The organism is Gramella sp. MAR_2010_147 (assembly GCF_900105135.1).
Classification (GTDB): domain Bacteria; phylum Bacteroidota; class Bacteroidia; order Flavobacteriales; family Flavobacteriaceae; genus Christiangramia.
Genome location: NZ_LT629741.1, coordinates 1,616,300 through 1,635,711 on the forward strand (window position 1 = coordinate 1,616,300; position 19,412 = coordinate 1,635,711).

Annotated in this window: 18 protein-coding genes and 1 riboswitch; of the genes, 1 reads left to right on the forward strand and 17 read right to left on the reverse strand. The window is 38.9% G+C overall.

The window, feature by feature from the left end; genetic code table 11:
* Positions 1 to 126: 126 nt before the first annotated feature.
* A complete protein-coding gene (gene gldA / locus BLT95_RS07285) occupies positions 127 to 1,044 on the forward strand; it encodes a gliding motility-associated ABC transporter ATP-binding subunit GldA (RefSeq protein WP_089666873.1) in 918 nt (305 codons plus the stop codon).
* A 99-nt stretch (positions 1,045 to 1,143) separates the two neighbouring features.
* Here the strand turns inward: gldA and BLT95_RS07290 are convergent, their stop codons facing one another.
* From BLT95_RS07290 to BLT95_RS07370, 17 genes are all read right to left on the reverse strand, one after another.
* Complete coding sequence (locus tag BLT95_RS07290) at positions 1,144 to 1,893, reverse strand: head GIN domain-containing protein (protein WP_089665446.1); 750 nt, start codon at positions 1,891 to 1,893, stop codon at positions 1,144 to 1,146.
* Positions 1,894 to 1,896: 3 nt separating this feature from the next.
* On the reverse strand, positions 1,897 to 3,000 hold the full coding sequence (locus BLT95_RS07295) for an acyloxyacyl hydrolase (protein ID WP_089665447.1): 1,104 nt from the start codon (positions 2,998 to 3,000) through the stop codon (positions 1,897 to 1,899).
* A 61-nt stretch (positions 3,001 to 3,061) separates the two neighbouring features.
* Positions 3,062 to 4,015 carry a methylenetetrahydrofolate reductase [NAD(P)H] gene (gene metF, locus BLT95_RS07300; RefSeq protein WP_089665448.1) on the reverse strand — a complete coding sequence of 318 codons (954 nt, stop codon included), beginning with the start codon at positions 4,013 to 4,015 and terminating at the stop codon, positions 3,062 to 3,064.
* Between the two features lie 211 nt (positions 4,016 to 4,226).
* Complete coding sequence (gene metH / locus BLT95_RS07305; protein ID WP_089665449.1) at positions 4,227 to 6,962, reverse strand: methionine synthase; 2,736 nt, start codon at positions 6,960 to 6,962, stop codon at positions 4,227 to 4,229.
* A 49-nt stretch (positions 6,963 to 7,011) separates the two neighbouring features.
* Entirely contained in the window at positions 7,012 to 8,067 is a 1,056-nt protein-coding gene (locus BLT95_RS07310; RefSeq protein ID WP_089665450.1) for a homocysteine S-methyltransferase family protein, read from the reverse strand.
* A 50-nt stretch (positions 8,068 to 8,117) separates the two neighbouring features.
* Positions 8,118 to 8,224: riboswitch (SAM riboswitch) on the reverse strand.
* Positions 8,225 to 8,300: 76 nt separating this feature from the next.
* A complete protein-coding gene (locus tag BLT95_RS07315) occupies positions 8,301 to 8,723 on the reverse strand; it encodes an OsmC family protein (protein WP_089665451.1) in 423 nt (140 codons plus the stop codon).
* A gap of 62 nt (positions 8,724 to 8,785) precedes the next feature.
* The gene (locus BLT95_RS07320; RefSeq protein ID WP_089665452.1) at positions 8,786 to 9,280 is read right to left on the reverse strand and encodes an SRPBCC domain-containing protein; all 495 of its coding nucleotides are present in this window, start codon (positions 9,278 to 9,280) and stop codon (positions 8,786 to 8,788) included.
* A 143-nt stretch (positions 9,281 to 9,423) separates the two neighbouring features.
* Entirely contained in the window at positions 9,424 to 10,488 is a 1,065-nt protein-coding gene (locus tag BLT95_RS07325) for an NAD(P)/FAD-dependent oxidoreductase (protein WP_089665453.1), read from the reverse strand.
* On the reverse strand, positions 10,481 to 11,074 hold the full coding sequence (locus BLT95_RS07330; protein WP_089665454.1) for a bifunctional precorrin-2 dehydrogenase/sirohydrochlorin ferrochelatase: 594 nt from the start codon (positions 11,072 to 11,074) through the stop codon (positions 10,481 to 10,483). Before BLT95_RS07330 ends, BLT95_RS07325 begins: the two co-directional genes overlap by 8 nt.
* 92 nt (positions 11,075 to 11,166) lie before the next feature.
* Positions 11,167 to 11,955 (reverse strand): uroporphyrinogen-III C-methyltransferase, encoded by a 789-nt coding sequence (cobA, locus tag BLT95_RS07335; RefSeq protein ID WP_172822577.1) that lies wholly within the window; start codon positions 11,953 to 11,955, stop codon positions 11,167 to 11,169.
* Positions 11,948 to 14,041, reverse strand: coding sequence for a HEPN domain-containing protein (locus BLT95_RS07340; protein ID WP_089665456.1), 2,094 nt, complete (start codon positions 14,039 to 14,041; stop codon positions 11,948 to 11,950). Before BLT95_RS07340 ends, cobA begins: the two co-directional genes overlap by 8 nt.
* Before the next feature lie 343 nt (positions 14,042 to 14,384).
* Positions 14,385 to 15,629 (reverse strand): GTP-binding protein, encoded by a 1,245-nt coding sequence (locus tag BLT95_RS07345; protein WP_089665457.1) that lies wholly within the window; start codon positions 15,627 to 15,629, stop codon positions 14,385 to 14,387.
* Between the two features lie 12 nt (positions 15,630 to 15,641).
* Complete coding sequence (cysD, locus tag BLT95_RS07350) at positions 15,642 to 16,541, reverse strand: sulfate adenylyltransferase subunit CysD (RefSeq protein WP_089665458.1); 900 nt, start codon at positions 16,539 to 16,541, stop codon at positions 15,642 to 15,644.
* A gap of 10 nt (positions 16,542 to 16,551) precedes the next feature.
* The gene (locus BLT95_RS07355; RefSeq protein WP_089665459.1) at positions 16,552 to 17,181 is read right to left on the reverse strand and encodes a phosphoadenosine phosphosulfate reductase family protein; all 630 of its coding nucleotides are present in this window, start codon (positions 17,179 to 17,181) and stop codon (positions 16,552 to 16,554) included.
* Positions 17,182 to 17,265: 84 nt separating this feature from the next.
* Entirely contained in the window at positions 17,266 to 17,520 is a 255-nt protein-coding gene (locus BLT95_RS07360) for a DUF2061 domain-containing protein (protein ID WP_089665460.1), read from the reverse strand.
* Positions 17,521 to 17,640: 120 nt separating this feature from the next.
* Complete coding sequence (locus tag BLT95_RS07365) at positions 17,641 to 18,054, reverse strand: Rrf2 family transcriptional regulator (RefSeq protein WP_089665461.1); 414 nt, start codon at positions 18,052 to 18,054, stop codon at positions 17,641 to 17,643.
* Positions 18,055 to 18,191: 137 nt separating this feature from the next.
* Positions 18,192 to 19,406: an aminotransferase class I/II-fold pyridoxal phosphate-dependent enzyme gene (locus BLT95_RS07370; RefSeq protein ID WP_089665462.1), complete on the reverse strand. Its 1,215-nt coding sequence runs from the start codon at positions 19,404 to 19,406 to the stop codon at positions 18,192 to 18,194.
* Positions 19,407 to 19,412 lie beyond the last annotated feature (6 nt).

The following is a 19,412-nucleotide window of genomic DNA, read 5'->3' on the forward strand; positions in this document are numbered from 1 at the left end:
CATATTCGGAAAATCGATAGTGTTTTAATACGAATTACAATTTCTCACTACTAATTTTCGTTTAAAGTTTGAATTATTTTCAGCAACATCCCTGATTATTTATTCCTAATTTTGAAATTTGAAGCAATGTCTATAACAGTAACAAACATATCTAAACATTTTGGGAGCCAAAAAGCGCTGAATGAGGTTAGTTTTGAAATTTCAAAAGGAGAGATCGTTGGATTTCTTGGTCCTAACGGCGCAGGGAAGTCTACATTAATGAAAATCCTTACCGGCTATCTAAACCCGGAAAGTGGAGAAGCCAGTGTAGACGGACTTAAATTGGAAGATCAGAAATCTAAGATTCAAAAACGAATAGGATATCTGCCAGAGCACAACCCATTATATACTGAAATGTTCGTTAGAGAATATCTGCTCTTTAATGCTTCAGTCTATAAAACAGATAAAAAACGGGTTGAAGAAGTGATTAAACTTACCGGTCTTACGCCGGAAGCAAATAAGAAAATAGAACAACTCTCCAAAGGTTACCGCCAGCGTGTTGGACTGGCCGCTGCCTTGCTACATGACCCAGAAGTATTGATTCTGGATGAACCCACCACTGGTCTTGATCCTAATCAATTGGTAGAAATAAGGACGCTTATTAAGAATATAGGGAAGAATAATTCTGAGGGAAAAGCCGGAAAAACGGTTTTTCTTTCTACTCATATTATGCAGGAAGTAGAGGCTATATGTGATCGTGTTATTATTATCAATAAAGGGAAAATAGTAGCCGATAAGAATCTGAATGATTTGAGAAAAGGGAATGATCAAATCATTTTTGTAGAATTTGATTATAGAATTGAAGAAATTGCTCTTCAAAAAATACCTTATCTGGCTTCAGCTAAAAATACCGGCGGATTCACTTATGAACTTATTTTTGACACAGATAAGGATATGAGACCCGCAGTTTTCGATTTTGCCCATGATAATGGATTAAAAACACTGCAGCTCAATCAGAAGACTAAGAATCTCGAAAGCCTCTTCACTGAATTGACCAATTCTTAAATAAGGTTAGAGTGTCATCCTTAACTTGATTCAGGATCTCATAAAAAGAAACTGAAACAAGTTCAGCTTGACACAAATATAAATTTTGACACAGACCAGTTATTCAAAAATAAGCTTACCCCTAAATTTCTCCTCTACATCTACCTCTGGAGGTCGGTTTACAGAAATTATATCTCCATAACTTACAATTTCGCCCTTAAGGCTTTGCTGCGGATTTATGATGAGCTTATTCGTACCACGGTGAAATATTTCGTAATGCTGAACAATAAGATCTCTAGCTTCCAGCCTGCCGTCGCCTGCTGCAAAGAAGAAATCTGCATTCTGCACTTTTCCGGTCATGAAATAATTAGAATAATTATCATTGGTAATTCTTAAATTTTCAACATTTAGATCCAGTATAAAATCTCCGTTGGTATGAATTTCAGGATCCAGCGCCTGATTTTCAGAAACCAGCCATAAATCTTCAAAATTCAATGTTCCAACGCTTTCTAACGGAATATTACCTGCGTGACGTAAATAGGTAAGTTCTGGCACCGTCACATAGATTTTCGTGATCTCATAATCTCTTAACAGGTTACATACGTTTTCATTCATTAAAATCAATCTCCCTTCAGTAACTTCAGCCGATATCTCATTCACTAGGTTTTCTCCGGTTTCTATAACTACTTTCTGTTTCGTGCCCTGTTCAATGAAAAGCTTGATCTTATCATAGACCATAATCTCAGTAAAATCAGCTACTTCTACTTCAGTTTGAGTGATCTCCCCTGCTTGTTGAAAACAGTCTCCTGTATCTTCAGAATCACAGCTCAGAAAACATATAATTGTAATTAAGAATAGTATTTTTTTCATCTCTTATAATCTGTATCCAATTGAAAATTCTACAGCTTCGGCATTCGCTCCATGAGATCTAACCGTGGCAGATGCCCACCAGTGCTCAGACAGTTCTCTTTGCAAACCCATCCTGTTATAAACCTGCTCCACATAATCTGTATATGGATAGTAAACATAATAGCCTAAATGAGTGATGAGGGACATTTTATTAAAAGTAAGTTTATGACCTACAAAAAGTCCTACCCTTTTCGCATCCTCATCGCCCGTGGTTCCTTTCTGCGGAAATGCAACCGACTGGTATTCTATAAATTCTTCCAGCGATCGTGAAAAGAACAATTCAGCACCACCCTGCAAGGTACTTTTATGATTCAGCACCTTATCGGCATACGCAGCAAAAGTCAAAAACGGAAGCTTTGGCGATCCAATGACTCCGGCAGTATTTATCCCGCTTCTCACCGCAAAATTATAATGAAATGGTTCGGTATATTTTTCTTCTTCTCCCCTTGGTATAAAATCAGGATGATTTTTATGATCGAGGAGGTAATTCAAACCAACATTGAAGGTAAACGTATTTGTGCTGTGGTTTGGAGAACCAAGATCGGCATTGGAATAGTGAATAATAGTCACACCTGCCTGCACACCCAGACCTCCAATGATATTTTCCTTATGGATATTCCCCATTAAATAGGTAGAACTTAGAAATCTTGTTCCGTAGGCATTATTGATATAATTCTCGTCTGCATCATACGGATTTGTTGTATAGGCCACACCCTGACCAATCCTGAACATCAGTAATCTTTTTAAAGCATAAAAGCTGAAATGACCATATAATGAGTAATTCTCCCCCAGATAGGTGTTTTTCATGTTCTGATAAATGAAAGAATACCCGAAATCAGGATAATTATACCGGCTTTCCCATTTCTCCAGTCCATAAGTTTTCCTGTTCCAGCTAAGAAGGAAACCATCAGGATGATCGGTAATTAAATGAGCAATATCTGGATTGTGTTCTAAAATAGTCCCATAGAAGTACTGGGCATCCAGAGAGAAGTATTTTTCAGGTTTTTCTTCCTGTGCCAGAGCAACATAACTCAACAGAAACAGTAGGCAGGGGATAACTTTTTTCATACGAGGGCAAATCTAACATATTTACGAAAAAAAAGCCGTGAAGTTTTTCAACTTGCAAAAATTAAAATATCGCCCTGCCGATTTGCTCAATATTGCTGCTTTTCCCCATGGAATAGTAATGTAACACCGGAGCTCCGCCTTCCATCAATTCCTTAGATTGCTTAATACACCATTCTATTCCAACCTGTCTTACCTCTTTATTATTTTTACATTTTTCAACTTCAGAAATCAGTGCTTCCGGAAGATCAATTTTAAAAACCTGTGGTAACATTTGCAAATGCTTTGAAATTGCAATGGGCTTTAGTCCTGGGATTATCGGCACTGTAATACCCGCTTTTTTAGCTTCCTCTACAAATTCAAAATATTTGGAATTATCAAAAAACATTTGAGTAACCACATAGTCTGCTCCTGCGTCTACTTTTTCTTTTAATCTTTTAAGATCAGAACTTAAGGAAGGTGCCTCAATATGTTTTTCGGGATAACCTGCAACACCTATGCAGAAATCTGCCAAATCATCAGTTTCTATCACATCGTGCAGATACTTTCCTTTGTTCAGGTTAGTAATTTGCTTCACCAGATCACAGGCATATGGATGGCCTCCATTAGAAGGTTCAAAATACCTTTGGTGACTCATGGCATCCCCGCGCAGCGCCATCACATTCTCTATCCCTAAATAATGACAATCTACCAGCAGGTATTCCGTCTCCTCTTTAGAAAATCCACCGCAAAGCACATGAGGCACCGTATCTACATTGTACTTATGTTTGATCGCCGCGCAAATTCCTACGGTCCCCGGACGCATACGCGTGATCTTTCTGTCAAAAAGCCCGTCACGATCTACATACACATGTTCCTCCCGTGAAGTTGTCACATCAATAAAGGGTGGTTTAAAATCCATTAAAGGATCTATATTATTATAAAGTTCCTGGATATTTTTTCCTTTTTTCGGCGGAATTATTTCAAAAGAGAACAAGGTTTTTCCGTTTGCTTTTTCGATGTGTTCGGTAACTTTCATTTCAAATCAATTCTTATTTTTATTATCGGGGCGTTGCCTTTCAGGCCGGGCTTTTCGCTTTATCTTTTACCGCTATGCTTCGATAAACTCAGCATGCAGGTAAAAGGATGCCGCTGCAATCCCTAACGCATTTATTTCTATATACTTTATAAAATCTCGTCATTCTGAATTTGTTTCAGAAGCTCAAAATAAATTCAGAATGACGTATTATCTAATCCGCAATATTTGGATTCAGCCACTTTTCTGCCTTTTTGAAATCGATACCTTTTCTTTCTGCAAAATCTTTCACCTGATCTTCTTTTATTTTTCCAACTCCAAAATACCTCGCTTCAGGATTGGCAAAATAATAGCCACTCACACTGGCCGCCGGCCACATCGCCAGGCTTTCAGTAAGTTTCACGCCAATATTTTCTTCCACATTCAGTACTTCCCAAATACTCAGTTTTTCAAGATGATCGGGACAGGCAGGATAACCGGGTGCGGGCCGAATCCCTTTATATGACTCTTTTATTAACTCTTCATTGCTCAAATTTTCATTGGAAGCATACCCCCAATGCTTCGTTCTCACTTCCTTATGCAAATATTCAGCAAAAGCTTCGGCAAGCCTGTCGGCTAATGCTTTTACCATAATAGAATTATAATCATCGTGATCTTTTTCAAATTCTGCGGCAAGTTCAGCAGTTCCAAAACCGGTGGTCACACAAAAACATCCCATATAATCCTGGATGCCGCTTTCTTTTGGGGCTATAAAATCTGAAAGGGCGAAATTTGGCTTTTCAGCATACTTCTTTAATTGCTGGCGGAGTGTTATAAAAACCATCCTTTTCTCCTCAGAAGCTTCTTCATGTTTCACTTCAATATCATCGTGATTAATAGAATTTGCTTCAAATAAGCCATAAACCGCTTTGGCTTTCAGAAGTCTTTCATCAAGAATCCTTTGAAGTAAAGCCTGAGCATCATCAAAAAGAATTTGTGCCTGCTCACCTACTTTGTCATCTTTTAGAATATCGGGATAGCGGCCATGAAGATCCCAGCTTCTAAAAAACGGGCTCCAGTCTATATAATCTGTAAGTTTATTCAGCTCAAAATTTTCTATAACCTGGATTCCAGGTTTTTTCGGTTTTGTGACCTGAGCTTTCTCCCAGTTGATCTGAAATTTATTTTCCCGCGCCTCGTCAATACTTAAAAAGGATTTAACCTTACTCCTTTTACTAAAATTCTTTCTGAACTTATCATACTGCTCCTTAAGTTCAATTTTATATTCCTCCCTCGAGTTTTCTTTCATTAGATCTCCAACCACTGTAACCGCCCTCGAGGCATCATTTACATGAGCCACTGCATGCTTATATTGTGGATCTATCTTTACCGCTGTATGTGCCTTCGAAGTAGTTGCTCCACCAATCAACAATGGAACAGAGAATTCCTGGCGCTCCATCTCCTTAGCCAGAAAAACCATTTCGTCCAGCGACGGAGTAATAAGTCCGCTAAGACCAATCACATCTACATTTTCTTTTTTGGCTGTTTCAATGATCTTTTCCGGTGGAACCATTACGCCCAAATCAATGATCTCATAATTGTTACAGCCAAGAACAACACTTACGATATTTTTACCAATATCATGTACGTCCCCTTTTACGGTTGCCATTAAAACTCGACCAGCCGATTGTCTTTTGCTTGATTTATCTGCTTCTATATATGGTAATAAATATGCTACCGCCTTTTTCATCACCCGAGCCGACTTTACTACCTGGGGAAGAAACATTTTTCCACTACCAAAAAGATCTCCCACTACATTCATCCCGATCATAAGCGGACCTTCGATTACGTCCAAAGGGCGCTCCGCTTCCTGCCTGGCCTGTTCTATATCTTCTAAAATATAGGCGTCAATTCCTTTAACCAACGCATGAGTGATCCTGTCTTGCAAGGGCTTTTCTCTCCAGGAGAGATCAACTTTATTTTCTTTTTTTCTACCAACCACATTCTCAGCAAAATCCAGTAGCCTTTCGGTAGCATCTTCCCTTCTGTCGAACATAACATCCTCCACATGCTCCAGAAGATCTTTCGGGATCTCATCATAAACCTCCAGCATCGATGGATTCACGATCCCGATATTCATTCCAGCCTTGATGGCATGATAAAGAAAAACGGAATGCATCGCTTCTCTCACCGGATTATTTCCGCGGAAAGAAAAGGAAACATTACTCACACCGCCACTCACACTACAGTACGGAAGATTTTCTTTTACCCACCTGGTGCCTTCAATAAAATCTATGGCATTTCTTTTATGTTCATCCATCCCCGTTCCAACCGGGAAAATATTGAGATCAAAAATGATATCTTCGGGAGGAAATTTTACTTTGTTCACCAAAATATCATAAGAACGTCTTGCAATTTCAATGCGGCGTTCATAATTATCAGCCTGTCCAACCTCATCAAATGCCATCACGATCACCGATGCCCCGTATCGTTTTATTTTTTTTGCATGCTCTATAAATTCTTCTTCCCCTTCCTTTAAACTAATGGAATTCACCACACATTTCCCCTGTACTACCTGAAGCCCGGCTTCAATAATTTCCCATTTGGAACTGTCTATCATTATTGGAACTCTAGCGATATCAGGTTCGGCTACCACTAAATTCAAAAATTTAACCATGGCTTCTTTTCCTTCAATAAGGCCATCGTCCATGTTGATGTCTATGATCTGCGCACCATTATCTACCTGTTCCCGGGCAACATCCAGTGCTTCATCAAACTTTTCTTCTTTAATGAGTCGAAGGAATTTTTTAGAACCGGCTACATTGGTGCGTTCGCCAACATTAATAAAATTACTATCCGGTGTGATCACCAAAGGTTCCAGACCTGATAGTTTTAGAGGTCTAACGGTCCCTCCCGGCCTCAGTGGGGAGGTGTCTATCTTGTTAATTGAATTTGTACCTGTTGTACTCATAATTCATAATTTTTCGTCACCCTGAACTTGATTCAGGGTCTCTTATTCTTTATAAATCGGTTGATTGTTGAGATGCTGAAACAAGTTGAGCATGACGTTCTTCTTTGTTTTTTGCAGGGATCGGTCTTGGCTTGTAATCCTTTGTAATCTCTGCTATTGCTTTAATATGTTTTGGTGTCGTTCCGCAGCAACCCCCAAGGATATTTACGAGGCCTTTTTCCAGGTACTCTTTGATTTGAGCAGCCATTTCCTGCGCATCCTGATCGTATTCTCCAAATGCATTTGGCAATCCTGCATTTGGATACGCTGAAACTCCCGAATTTGCAAACCGATTTAGAACTTCCAGATGTGGAGTCAGCTGCTTTGCTCCAAGTGCACAATTAAATCCAATACTCAACAATGGAATATGTGAAACAGAAATCAGGAATGCTTCCGCGGTCTGCCCGGAGAGTGTTCTCCCTGATGCATCTGTAATTGTTCCGCTAACCATTACGGGAATATCCGCATCTAATTCTTCCTTAAGTTCTTCGATTGCAAAAAGAGCTGCTTTGGCATTTAAGGTATCAAAAACTGTTTCCACCAAAAGAACATCCACGCCACCTTCAACAAGAGCTTTTGCCTGTTGTTTATAGGCAATTCTAAGTTCTTCAAATGAAATTGCTCTATACCCGGGATCATTCACATCCGGACTCATACTGGCTGTTTTGTTCGTAGGACCAATAGCCCCGGCAACAAATCGTGGTTTTTCAGGATTTTCAGCAGTAACTTCTTCAGCTACCTTTTTAGCGATTCTGGCAGATTCATAATTCAATTCATAGACCAACTCTTCCATTTGATAATCGGCCATGGCAATAGTGGTTCCAGAGAAGGTATTGGTTTCAACAATATCGGCTCCGGCATCAAAATATTTACGGTGAATGGTCGCAATCGCCTCAGGCTGGGTGATGGAAAGAAGATCATTATTTCCTTTCAGAGAAACGGGCCAATCGGCAAAACGTTTTCCGCGGAAATCTTCTTCAGAAAACTTATATTCCTGAAGCATGGTACCCATGGCACCGTCTAGTATTAATATTTTTTTTGAGAGTAACTCTTCTATTTTTGACATGCTTTTATAAATAAAACGATATCAAAAAAAGAAGACGAATAAGAAGTCTTGTGTTATCTATCCACAATGATCGTGGTAGAACGTAGCACCTTCTCCCATTACAGGAGGGTTGCCAAGGTTTCACAGGGTCTAATCCCTCAACCTTTCTTGATAACGAATGTTAGTAAACAATGAACTTACAGAGCAAATATAATGTTATAATACACCCAACAGCAAGGATTTAAGAAAATTTTCTATAAAACCTTCTCACCATTTAATTGAATGGAATAACTGATCTCAGCAGCTTTTTCCAGCATTTTTGAAACAGAACAGTATTTGTCCATAGATAACTTAACAGCTCTTTCGACTTTTGCAGCTGGAATATCCCCTTTCAAAATGAAATCTAATTGAATCTTCTTAAAGACGTTGGGAATAGAACCATCTTCACGGTATCCATCCACCTCAACCCTGAGGTCTTCCAGCTCATGTTGCTGTTTTCTCAAAATCATAACAATATCTATACTGCTGCAACCGGCAATACCCCTAAGAATAAGATCCATAGGACTGGCACCTTTCGGCTCTTCATCAGTTTTATTGTCCAGAAGAACAATATTGCCGCGCTCGTTTACAGTTTCAAATAGATAATTATCGTTGATTCTTTTTAAGCTGATCTTCATGTTTTCAATTTTGACCAAAGATAATATTCCTAAATTGAAATCAGAATCCCGGATTAACAGAATTATAGCTTTTCCAGATGTTCATCAAGCTGTAAAAGTCCGGCTGTAAAACCTTCCTGGAATCCCATATTTAAAATTGCTTCCAGCGCCTCTTTAGTTTCGTATTTCGTTTCAATTGTAACCAGTGTATGAGAACCTTCAGGTTCGAACTCCACTTTCCAGGTCGATTTTGGTAATTCTTTATTAATACGCCCGTTTTCATCACAAAATGAATCCAATCCTACGAACCTTTGTTCCTGCACAATTTCTTTGTATTCGGCCAGGGCATAATGTTCTTCACCCTCGGGACCCTGCATGACGTATAACCAACTTCCATTTTCCCTGAAATTCATCCGTTTAGTTTTGGCTTTCCATGGTTTTGGCGCCCACCATTTATCCAAAGTTTCAGCACGTGTCCAGGAAGACCATACCACATCCAAGGGTGCTGCGAATTCTTTTTCCACTATAATAGTCCGCTTTTCCCTGTTTATTTTAAACTCCAATTTCAATGTTTCCATTTGCTTTAAAATTTTGAATAAAATGCATTTTTTCAAAAAAATACAATCAACCTAAATTAGGTTATTAAAGCATAAGTTATTGAGAATAAGAAGTTAAAAACCAGCAAAAAACTATAAGTTTCTCAAATCAATTTTATAACAGGTTAAACACTAATACTTTGCACAACTTCCTTTTTCGCTTCTTTTTTCGATCCATCAAATCCTTCCACACCTCCAACAGTTGTATATTTCAGCGCATATTTTTTATCCGGATAGATTCGTGCATAAGCACTCTGACACATGATCGCTGCTTCATGAAATCCGGAAAGTATAAGTTTCAGTTTCCCTTTATAGGTATTCACATCACCAATGGCGTAAACCCCTGGAATGTTGGTCTGGTAATCATAAGAATTATCAACTTTAATTGCATTTCTTTCAATTTCCAGTCCCCAACTACCTATAGGTCCGAGTTTAGGAGATAAACCAAATAATGGAATAAAATCATCTACTTCTCTAAATTCTTCTCCTCTCGCTTTATCTTTATGGCGTATCACTACTTTTTCCAGTTGGTCTTCTCCTCTCAGGCCAACAACCTCCGCATTCGTGATCATTTCTATTTTGCCAAGTTTAGCCAATTCTGATACTCTTTCCACTGAATCCAACGCTCCACGGAATTCTTCCCTTCTATGAACCAAAGCAACTTCTGAAGCTATATCTGCTAAATAAATTGCCCAGTCCAGAGCGGAATCACCACCACCGGCGATCACTACCCTTTTATCACGATAGACTTCAGGATCTTTAATAAAATAAGAAACCCCTTTATCTTCAAAATCAGAAATATTGGCGATAGGCGGTTTACGAGGTTCAAAAGATCCCAGTCCGCCTGCAATCGCAACTACAGGAGCATGATGCTGAGTTCCTTTATTCGTGGTCACTATAAAAGTACCGTCGTCCAGCTTTTCCAAAGTTTCGGCACGTTCCCCAAGCGTAAATCCAGGCTCAAAAGGTCTTATCTGTTCCATAAGATTCTTTACCAGGTCTCCCGCCAGGATCTCCGGGAAAGCCGGAATATCATATATTGGTTTCTTTGGATAAATTTCTGAACACTGCCCTCCAGGTTGCGGAAGCGCATCTATTAAATGTGTTTTTAATTTTAATAATCCCGCTTCAAAAACGGTAAACAATCCGGTTGGCCCGGCCCCGATGATCAGGATGTCTGTTTTAATCATTACTCTCTTTTTTTACGATTAAGGATTCTGTTATTGTATTCATCTGTTCCACTTTGGCTTCAAAATCACCTTTTATGGATTTTCTATATTCATTTAAGTTTTCAACCATCTGGTTTACATTCTCCGGAATCACTTCCTCAAAGAATTGTCGCAAACGTTTTGCAGTGGTTGGAGATTTTCCATTCGTGGAAATCGCTATTTTCACGTGGCCTTTATTCACAATACCACCCATGTAAAAATCACACAGTTCTGGAGTATCGGCGATATTGGCCAGTAAATATCTCTTCTTTGCATGACGGTGTACCTTTTTATTCAGTTTAGCATCATTGGTAGCAGCGATCACGAAATGCTTCTTTTTTAAATATTTCTTTTTATAGCTGCCTTTTATAAGTTTTGCGCCATGCTTTTTTGCCAGTTCTTCTGTTTCTGGTAAAAACCATTTTGCTACCAGCTCAACATTAGCATTCGGACTGGATTTAAAAAGAAAATGTAATTTCTCATGCCCCACATTTCCGCCGCCAACCACTAAAATATTTAGTTGAATTACTTTTAAAAAGACAGGGTATAATTCGTTTCTTTCTTCCATTTCTTCTATTTTAATTTACGTTCTGTCATCCTGAACTCGATTCAGGATCTCCATAGAAGCTGAATCAAGTTCAGCTTGACGTAAATGTCTATTTAAGCTGCTCCTACTTTTACAAATTTCGATCTCGGAAGGTTTTTTACATTTTGAAAAACTTTTTGTAATACATTCGCTTCCCGAACTACCTCACCAATTACTATAATAGCCGGCGCTCCCAGTTGTTTCTCTGAAACGATATTCTCAATCGTCTTTAGGGTCCCAAAACCTGATTTTTCATTCACCGTAGTTCCATTTTGAATGATCCCAACAGGAATATCTTCCTTTCCAAAACCTCTAAAAACTTCTACGATCTCTTTCAGTTTTCCCATTCCCATCAGGATTACTACCGTTGCTGTAGATTGAGCCGCGAGTTGAACATCATTAGATAGTTTTCTCTGGGAAGTAGTTCCTGTTATTACCCAAAAACTTTCAGAAGTTCCTCTTTGTGTAAGCGGAATGCCAACATTAGCCGGTACTGCAATCGAAGAAGTTATTCCGGAAACTACCGCCGTTTCCAGTCCGTGTTCTCTCGCGTAACTGATCTCTTCTGAACCTCTTCCGAAGATAAATGGATCGCCACCTTTTAATCGTACTACATGGCCTCTCTCCAGAGCGTATTTCACAATCAGTTTATTGATCTCTTCCTGCGGAAATCGATGTTTATCCTTTCGTTTTCCAACAAAAATATGCTCTGCCTGTGGGGCGTAATCCAATAGGTCCCGATTGATCAACGCATCGTACAATATTACGCTAGCCGACTTTAAAGTATTCAAAGCCTTAACGGTGATCAATTCCGGATCACCCGGTCCTGCACCCACTACGGTTAATTTTGGTGAATTATACATTTTGTACCTCCTTTGTTCTATATGCATCCACCCTTTTAAGAAATAGATGCGCGTCTTCTAAATATTTATTTGCAAAAGCCTCACTTGGCTCATTATCATTTAACTGATAAACGAATTCCTTAAAAGAAGTTGATAATTCTATCTTTCCCGTTTCTACGAACAATTCATCATACTGGGCAATGATCCCGGCTTGTGTATTCGTTTTCACATCTTCTGCTATCAATAGGGCTTTAGCCGAATTCACGATAGAAGTATAAGAATGATAAATACTATCTGCCCAGTCCTTTCTTTCAAGTGCAGATTTTGCGTTATCAATTTTTTCTTCACTTTCAAAAAGCAGGGTCGCAATGAGATCTATTACCACTCCGGCACATTCACCCACACCAACTGCCTTGATATATGGCGATTCATGGCCCCAATCCACAAAATCATTTTCAGAGAGATTGGAGGTATTTGCAAGGTCCTTTAAGAGATCATAGAAATAGGTTTTCTCTTTTCGATCATAATATTCGACGAATTTCTCATCCGCTTCTGAATTTGCTTCAAAATCATTTAACAAGACTCTTAAAGCTTCCGGCCCACGTTTGCTGGGAACTTTCACCACTTTATCTGCAAATCTTCCTTGGCCGTCTCCTAAGGTTCCACCACCAAGCAGCACCTGAAGGGCGGGAGCAACGGTTTTACCGACTTTTATAGACATTCCCTGGAATCCAATTTCAGCCATATTATGTTGCCCGCACGCATTCATACATCCGCTGATCTTAATGGTAATATCTTTTCCATTTATAAATTGTGGATATTCCTCTTTTAAAACATCTTCCAGTACATCAGCAATTCCAGTACTACTGGCGATTCCAAGATTACAGGTATCTGTTCCCGGGCAGGCAGTTATATCTACGGTTTTGTTATATCCAGTTTCGGCATAGCCCAGTTTTTTCAATTCTGAATAAAAGAAAGGCAGAAACTCCTCACGTACATGACGAATCAAAATATCCTGTCTTAGTGTCAACCTAATTTCATTTCCAGCGTATTTCTTCACCAGGTCGGCAAGTTGTCTTGCCCCTCCTGTATAAAAATCACCTAACGGAACGCGAATTCCCACAGCGAACAAGCCTTCCTGCTTTTGTGCGGTAACATTTGTATTCTTCCAGGTTTGAAAATCTTTCTGATCTTCAATTTCTACGGAAGGAACTTCTACATCCTGTAGTGGTGGCGCAGCTTCGAATTTCTCAATCTCAAATTTTGGCTGTTTTTGAGAAAGGGAAGTTTTCTGCTCCTCCACTAATTCCATAAAAGCTTCTTTCCCGATATCTTTAATCAGAAACTTCATTCTCGCTTTCAATCTTTTAGAGCGTTCACCATGACGATCAAAAACCCTCAATACTCCTTCGGTTAAAGGAATAATTTCTTCAGCCGGGAGAAAATCGTATAGTTCATCGGCATGACGTGGTTGCGAACCGAGTCCGCCACCTAACATTACCTTAAAACCACGTTTTCCATCCTTCAGTTTGGCGATAAAACCAAGATCATGAATATAGCTAAGCGCGGTATCTTCATCTGAAGAAGAAAAAGACATCTTGAATTTTCTCCCCATCTCCTGGCAAATCGGGTTCCGAAGAAAAAACTGGAAAGCCGCATGTGCATAAGGCGAAACATCAAAAGGCTCGTTTGGATCTATCCCGGCGGTTGGCGATGCGGTAATATTCCTAACAGTATTTCCACAAGCCTCTCGAAGAGTAACATCATCCTTTTCCAGCTGTGCCCAAAGCTCCGGCGTTCGGTCCAGACTCACATAATGGATCTGGATATCCTGTCGCGTGGTGATATGCAACCTACCTTTAGAGTATTCATCGGAAACATCCGCGATTCGGTGCAACTGTTCTGAAGTAACTTTACCAAATGGTAGTTTTATACGAACCATTTGAACTCCTGCCTGTCTCTGCCCGTAAACTCCACGCGCCAGACGCAGACTTCGGAACTTCTCTTCATCAGCCTTTCCTTCACGGAAAAGTCTGATCTTTTTTTCTAAATCCAGGATATCTTTCTCGACAACAGGATTTTCAATTTCGGTTCTAAAACTTTGCATGATCTTGATTATTTAAATTCTTCTACTAAAACTGGTATTCTATTTCTCTGAGATGCTGAAATAAGTTCAGCCTGACATATTTTATTTAGAATCGTCACCCTAAACTCGTTTCAGAGTCTCCCTAAAAGTGGATTTTATATTGCTGAGATCCTGAAATAAATTCAGGATGACGCCCCACTATTTTCTAACTTCTCATTAATGAAAAAAGTCCTTTTAGCTACTATACTTAAAAGGACTTTTTATAATTCAGTTTATAAAACAGGCTTCTAAGTGTGCGGCGAATGGCGCATACACATATTTGATAAAATGTTCATATTGAAATGTTTCACTTTTTTTTAAATTCTTATTTTATAAATCCAACTCCGGCAGTTGTATTTGTTTGGGAGTCTATTAAAATAAACCTGCCATTTGCCCTATTACTTTTATAGCTATCTGCAAAAATTGGTTTACTAAGCTTGATCTTCACACTTCCTATATCATTTAGATTTAATGATGACACTTGTTCTTCAGCTCCAAAATTGCTATCTGTATGTCCTTCCACTTTATCAATTTTTGCAAGTATGCCATTCGTATTATGTTGCAATACATATTTCGCCCCGGGAACCAGTACCTTGTTGTCCATCCAACATACCATGGCATCCAGTACTTTTATTTCTACAGGAACTTCTTTGGATTTCACCAACATATCTCCCCTGGCAACATTAATATCATCTGCCAGGCTAATAGTTACCGAACTTCCGGCAGGAGCTTCTTCGAAATTCTCCTCGAAAAAATGAATTTCTTTAATTGTTGAAGTCGTTAAAGAAGGTAACACGGTAACTTTATCTCCTACCCGAAAACTACTACCAGAAATTTTTCCGGCATATCCACGATAATCATGAAATTTCTCGGTTTTGGGTCTTATCACTGTTTGCACGGAGAATCTTGCCTGACTTTCTTCCGAGAAATCTTCAGCTTTAAGATTTTCCAGGTGTTCCAGGATATTCTGTCCTTTATACCAGGGCATTGCGGTTGATCTTTCAGCTATATTTTCTCCCCACAAAGCACTTACCGGAATAAAGGTGAGCTTCTGATCTTTGAAATCACTTTTACTTCTTATATCTTCAAAATCCTGAACTATCTCATTAAAAACCTCTTCTGAATAATTCACAAGATCCATTTTATTAACTGCAACGATTACCTCCTTGACCCTTAGCAGGTTATTGATGAAAAAATGCCTGTATGTCTGCTCAATAACTCCCTTCCTAGCGTCAATAAGAATTATGGATGTTTGAGATGTTGATGCTCCAGTTACCATGTTTCGGGTATATTCAATATGACCCGGAGTATCGGCTATGATGTAACTTTTTTTTGGTGTAGAAAAGTAAATATGCGCCACATCTATGGTGATTCCCTGTTCCCGCTCTGCCACTAATCCATCTGTAGCAAGCGAAAAGTCAAGATAGTCCAAACCATTCTTCTTGCTTACCCTGTCAATCGCTTCAATTTTGTCTGAAGTAAGGGATTTGGTATCGTAAAGCAGTCTTCCTATGAGGGTACTCTTACCATCGTCTACACTTCCTGCTGTTGCTATTTTTAAAACTTCCATTTTCTTAATTTTTTAGAAATACCCCTGTTGCTTTCTGGTTTCCATAGCGGCTTCAGATCTTTTATCATCAATACGAGCTCCCCTTTCAGAGATTGCTGATTCCCGTATTTCCTGAATTATCTTTTCTACGGAATCTGCTTCAGATTCTACGGCAGCCGTACAGGTAATATCCCCCACTGTTCTGAATCTTACCTTTTTTGTTTCAGTAATTTCATGATCATCTTTATAGACATATTCTGAAGCGGTCCAGATCAATCCATCCCTTTCAAAAATCTCTCTTTCATGTGCGAAATAGATTGGAGGGATCTCGATTTTTTCTGAATCTATATAATTCCAAACATCCAGCTCGGTCCAGTTTGAAATTGGGAATACACGTACATTCTGCCCAATATCAATCCTGCCATTCAGCATATCAAAAACTTCAGGCCGCTGATTCTTTTCATCCCATTCTCCAAAATCATTTCTGATAGAAAAAATTCTTTCTTTCGCCCTGGCCTTTTCTTCATCCCTTCGGGCACCTCCAATACAGGCATCAAACTTAAATTCTTCAATCGCATTCAATAGCGTATTGGTTTGTAAAGAATTTCTACTGGAATATTTTCCTTTTTCTTCAATGGAACGCCCCTTATCTATATCATCCTGTACGTGACGTACAATAAGCTGAAGTCCCAGTTCTTTTACCAGTTTATCCCTGAATTCGATAGTTTCAGGAAAATTATGGCCTGTATTTATGTGTAAGAGGGGAAACGGAATTCTAGCCGGATAAAAAGCTTTCTGGGCCAGTCTTACCAGGGTAATTGAATCTTTTCCTCCTGAAAATAATAAGACAGGATTTTCAAATTGAGCTACTACTTCCCTGAAGATGTAAATAGCTTCACTTTCTAATGTATTTTGATTTAATATCGAACTCATTTATAAACTTTTAAGCGTGTAATCCACATTCTCTATTATTTAATACTTTGGTAGGATCAAAATACTTGGGCTCATTTGGTAACTTATGTTCACGCAAATAGCCATCAAGTTTTTCATCTGTCCAGTGATAGAAAGGACTTACTTTCAAAATTCCATCTTTGCTATAGCTCAGTATATCGATACTATCCCTGAAACTAGTTTGTCCTTTTCTAAGGTTAGTGAACCATACATCTGGTTGCTGTTGAGCCATCGCACGCTGAAATGGCTCTAATTTTACCTGTCTTGTAAATTCTTCATGTTCCAGAGAATCTACCGAAGGAATACCATTAAAATATGCATCTCTATATGCCGCAGTTTCCCTGGGCGTATATAATTTTACATTCAGATTTAATTGTTCTATCAAGAACTTCGCGTGCTTATAAGTTTGAGGTGTATTATACCCGGTATCGCACCATATCACTTTTATGCGAGCATCTACTTTTACACATGCGTGAAGAATTGCCGCCTCATAAGGTCTGAAGTTGGTGGTAACCACCGGTTGATCACATGAAGATAAAATCCATTGAATGATCTCTGAAGGAGCCACCCCTCGTAACTGACTATTCAGTTTTTTTAATTCTATCGCTGTAAACTTTCTCATCTTTTTATTCTTTTTAAGTGAATGCTCCTGCAGATCTAAATTGCCAGGAATTATTCATTTTTCGTCAACTTCAAACTTTCATTATTACTTTCCGAAACTTATTAAGTTCCAGATTCTTTCATGCCCAAAATACAGGATCATTTTAGTAACTAATTCTACTGAACCAATAGCCAGAGCTGTATCAATTTCATCTGTTAAAAACCATGATATCACTATAGTGTCTATAGTTCCAACTATTCTCCAGCTAATAGTTTTCAAGATGCTTCTAACAGGTTTTTCTCTCTGCTTATCTTTTTTATAAGTACTTCCTTGCTTCGTATGATCTAGTAACATCAACATGTTTTCTTCATTAAAAACTATTACCCTATAGATTTACTAGGTTTTAAACAAAACTAAACGCTACAGGTTTAATAGCCAATTATTTCAATAAGTAAAATTAAATTTTAACACTCGGGAAAACTACACAAACGCAATATCCTCCAAAGTATTTTCACCAAGTACATTGAGAGAAGCATCCCTCACCTGAATCATTAAATTATGTACTGAACAGGTCTTCTCATCAGGGCAATCATCACATTTTTCGTAATAATTAAGGCTCACACAAGGAACCATCGCAATGGGTCCTTCCAAAACCCTTATTACCGCAGTCATTCTAATTTCATTTGGCTCCTTAATCAAATAGTAACCTCCGCCTTTACCCTTTTTGGAACCAAGAAATCCTGATTTTCGCAACTCCAGAAGAATACTTTCAAGGAATTTCTGCGAAATGTTCTCACTCTCAGATATTTCTGAAGCCTGAACCGGTTTCCTGTCTTTTTTTCTGGCAATATATGCCAGAGCTTTAATTCCGTACTTGGTCTTTTTAGAAAGCATGAAGCGAATATAACCAATTTCAAAAAAGTTTCAATTTCTCTTCTAACATTCCAAATTTCACATTTCGACTGCGCTTAATGCGACGAACTTTCAACTATTACTTTTCGTTTCTCACTTCTCAAACTAACTTCTCATTTTCAACCTAAAGCCTGTTTTAAATCCTTAATAATATCTTCCACATTTTCAAGTCCTACAGATACACGCACCAATCCTTCTGCAATCCCAGCTGAACTAAGTTCTTCCGGAGAAAGTTTGCTATGCGTTGTTGAGGCCGGATGCGTCACGATGGTTCGTGTATCTCCCAAATTTGCCGATCTTGTACAAAGCTGGAGCTTATCAATAAATTTTCTGCCGGCTTTAATTCCTCCCTTGATTTCAAATGCAACCACATTTCCTCCCAGTTTCATCTGTTTTTTTGCAACTTCATATTGAGGATGAGACTTCAAAAACGGATATTTCACCAATTGAATACTTTTATTCTCCTGTAAAAACTCAGCGACTTTTAAGGCATTATCGCAATGCTTATCTAACCGAACTGCAAGGGTTTCTAAACTTTTCGAAAGCACCCAGGCATTGAATGGTGAAAGCGCCGGGCCTGTATTTCTACTAAAAAGATAAATTTCCCTTATTAGGTCTTCTCTACCAACCGTTACTCCTCCAAGTACCCTTCCCTGGCCATCGATCAACTTTGTTGCAGAATGGATCACTAAATCTGCTCCGAATTTTATAGGATTTTGAAGATAAGGCGTGGCAAAACAATTATCGATGATAAGAATCAAGTTATATTTTCTGGCAATTTCACCCAGATATTCCAGATCCAGAATATCCACCCCGGGATTGGTTGGGGACTCCGCAAACAAAACTTTAGTTTCAGGTTTAATAAGCTCCTCGATCGTCTCAGGCTTATTCACATCAAAGTAACTGTGCGAGATATTCCACTTCGGAAAATATTTGGTAAATAAGCCATGGGTAGATCCAAACACCGATCTTGCTGAAACAATGTGATCCCCGCTATCCAGCAAGGCTGCCAGTGTTGAAAAAACCGCGGCCATCCCGGTTGCAAAAGCAAAACCTGTCTCGGCACCTTCCATCCTCGCGATCTTCTCAACAAACTCAGAAGTATTTGGATTTGAGAATCGGCTATAGATATTCCGTTGCTTCTCCTCGGCAAAACTTGCTCTCATATCTTCAGAATCTTCAAAAACATAACTTGAAGTAAGATATAAGGGCACCGAATGCTCCTGAAACTGCGTCCTGGCGCTCTGAGTTCTTACCGCAATGGTCTCAAAATTCTCCTTCAAATACCCATTACAGTCTTTTTCATCTTTCCCGATAGCTTGTAGGTTTTCCATCTCGAT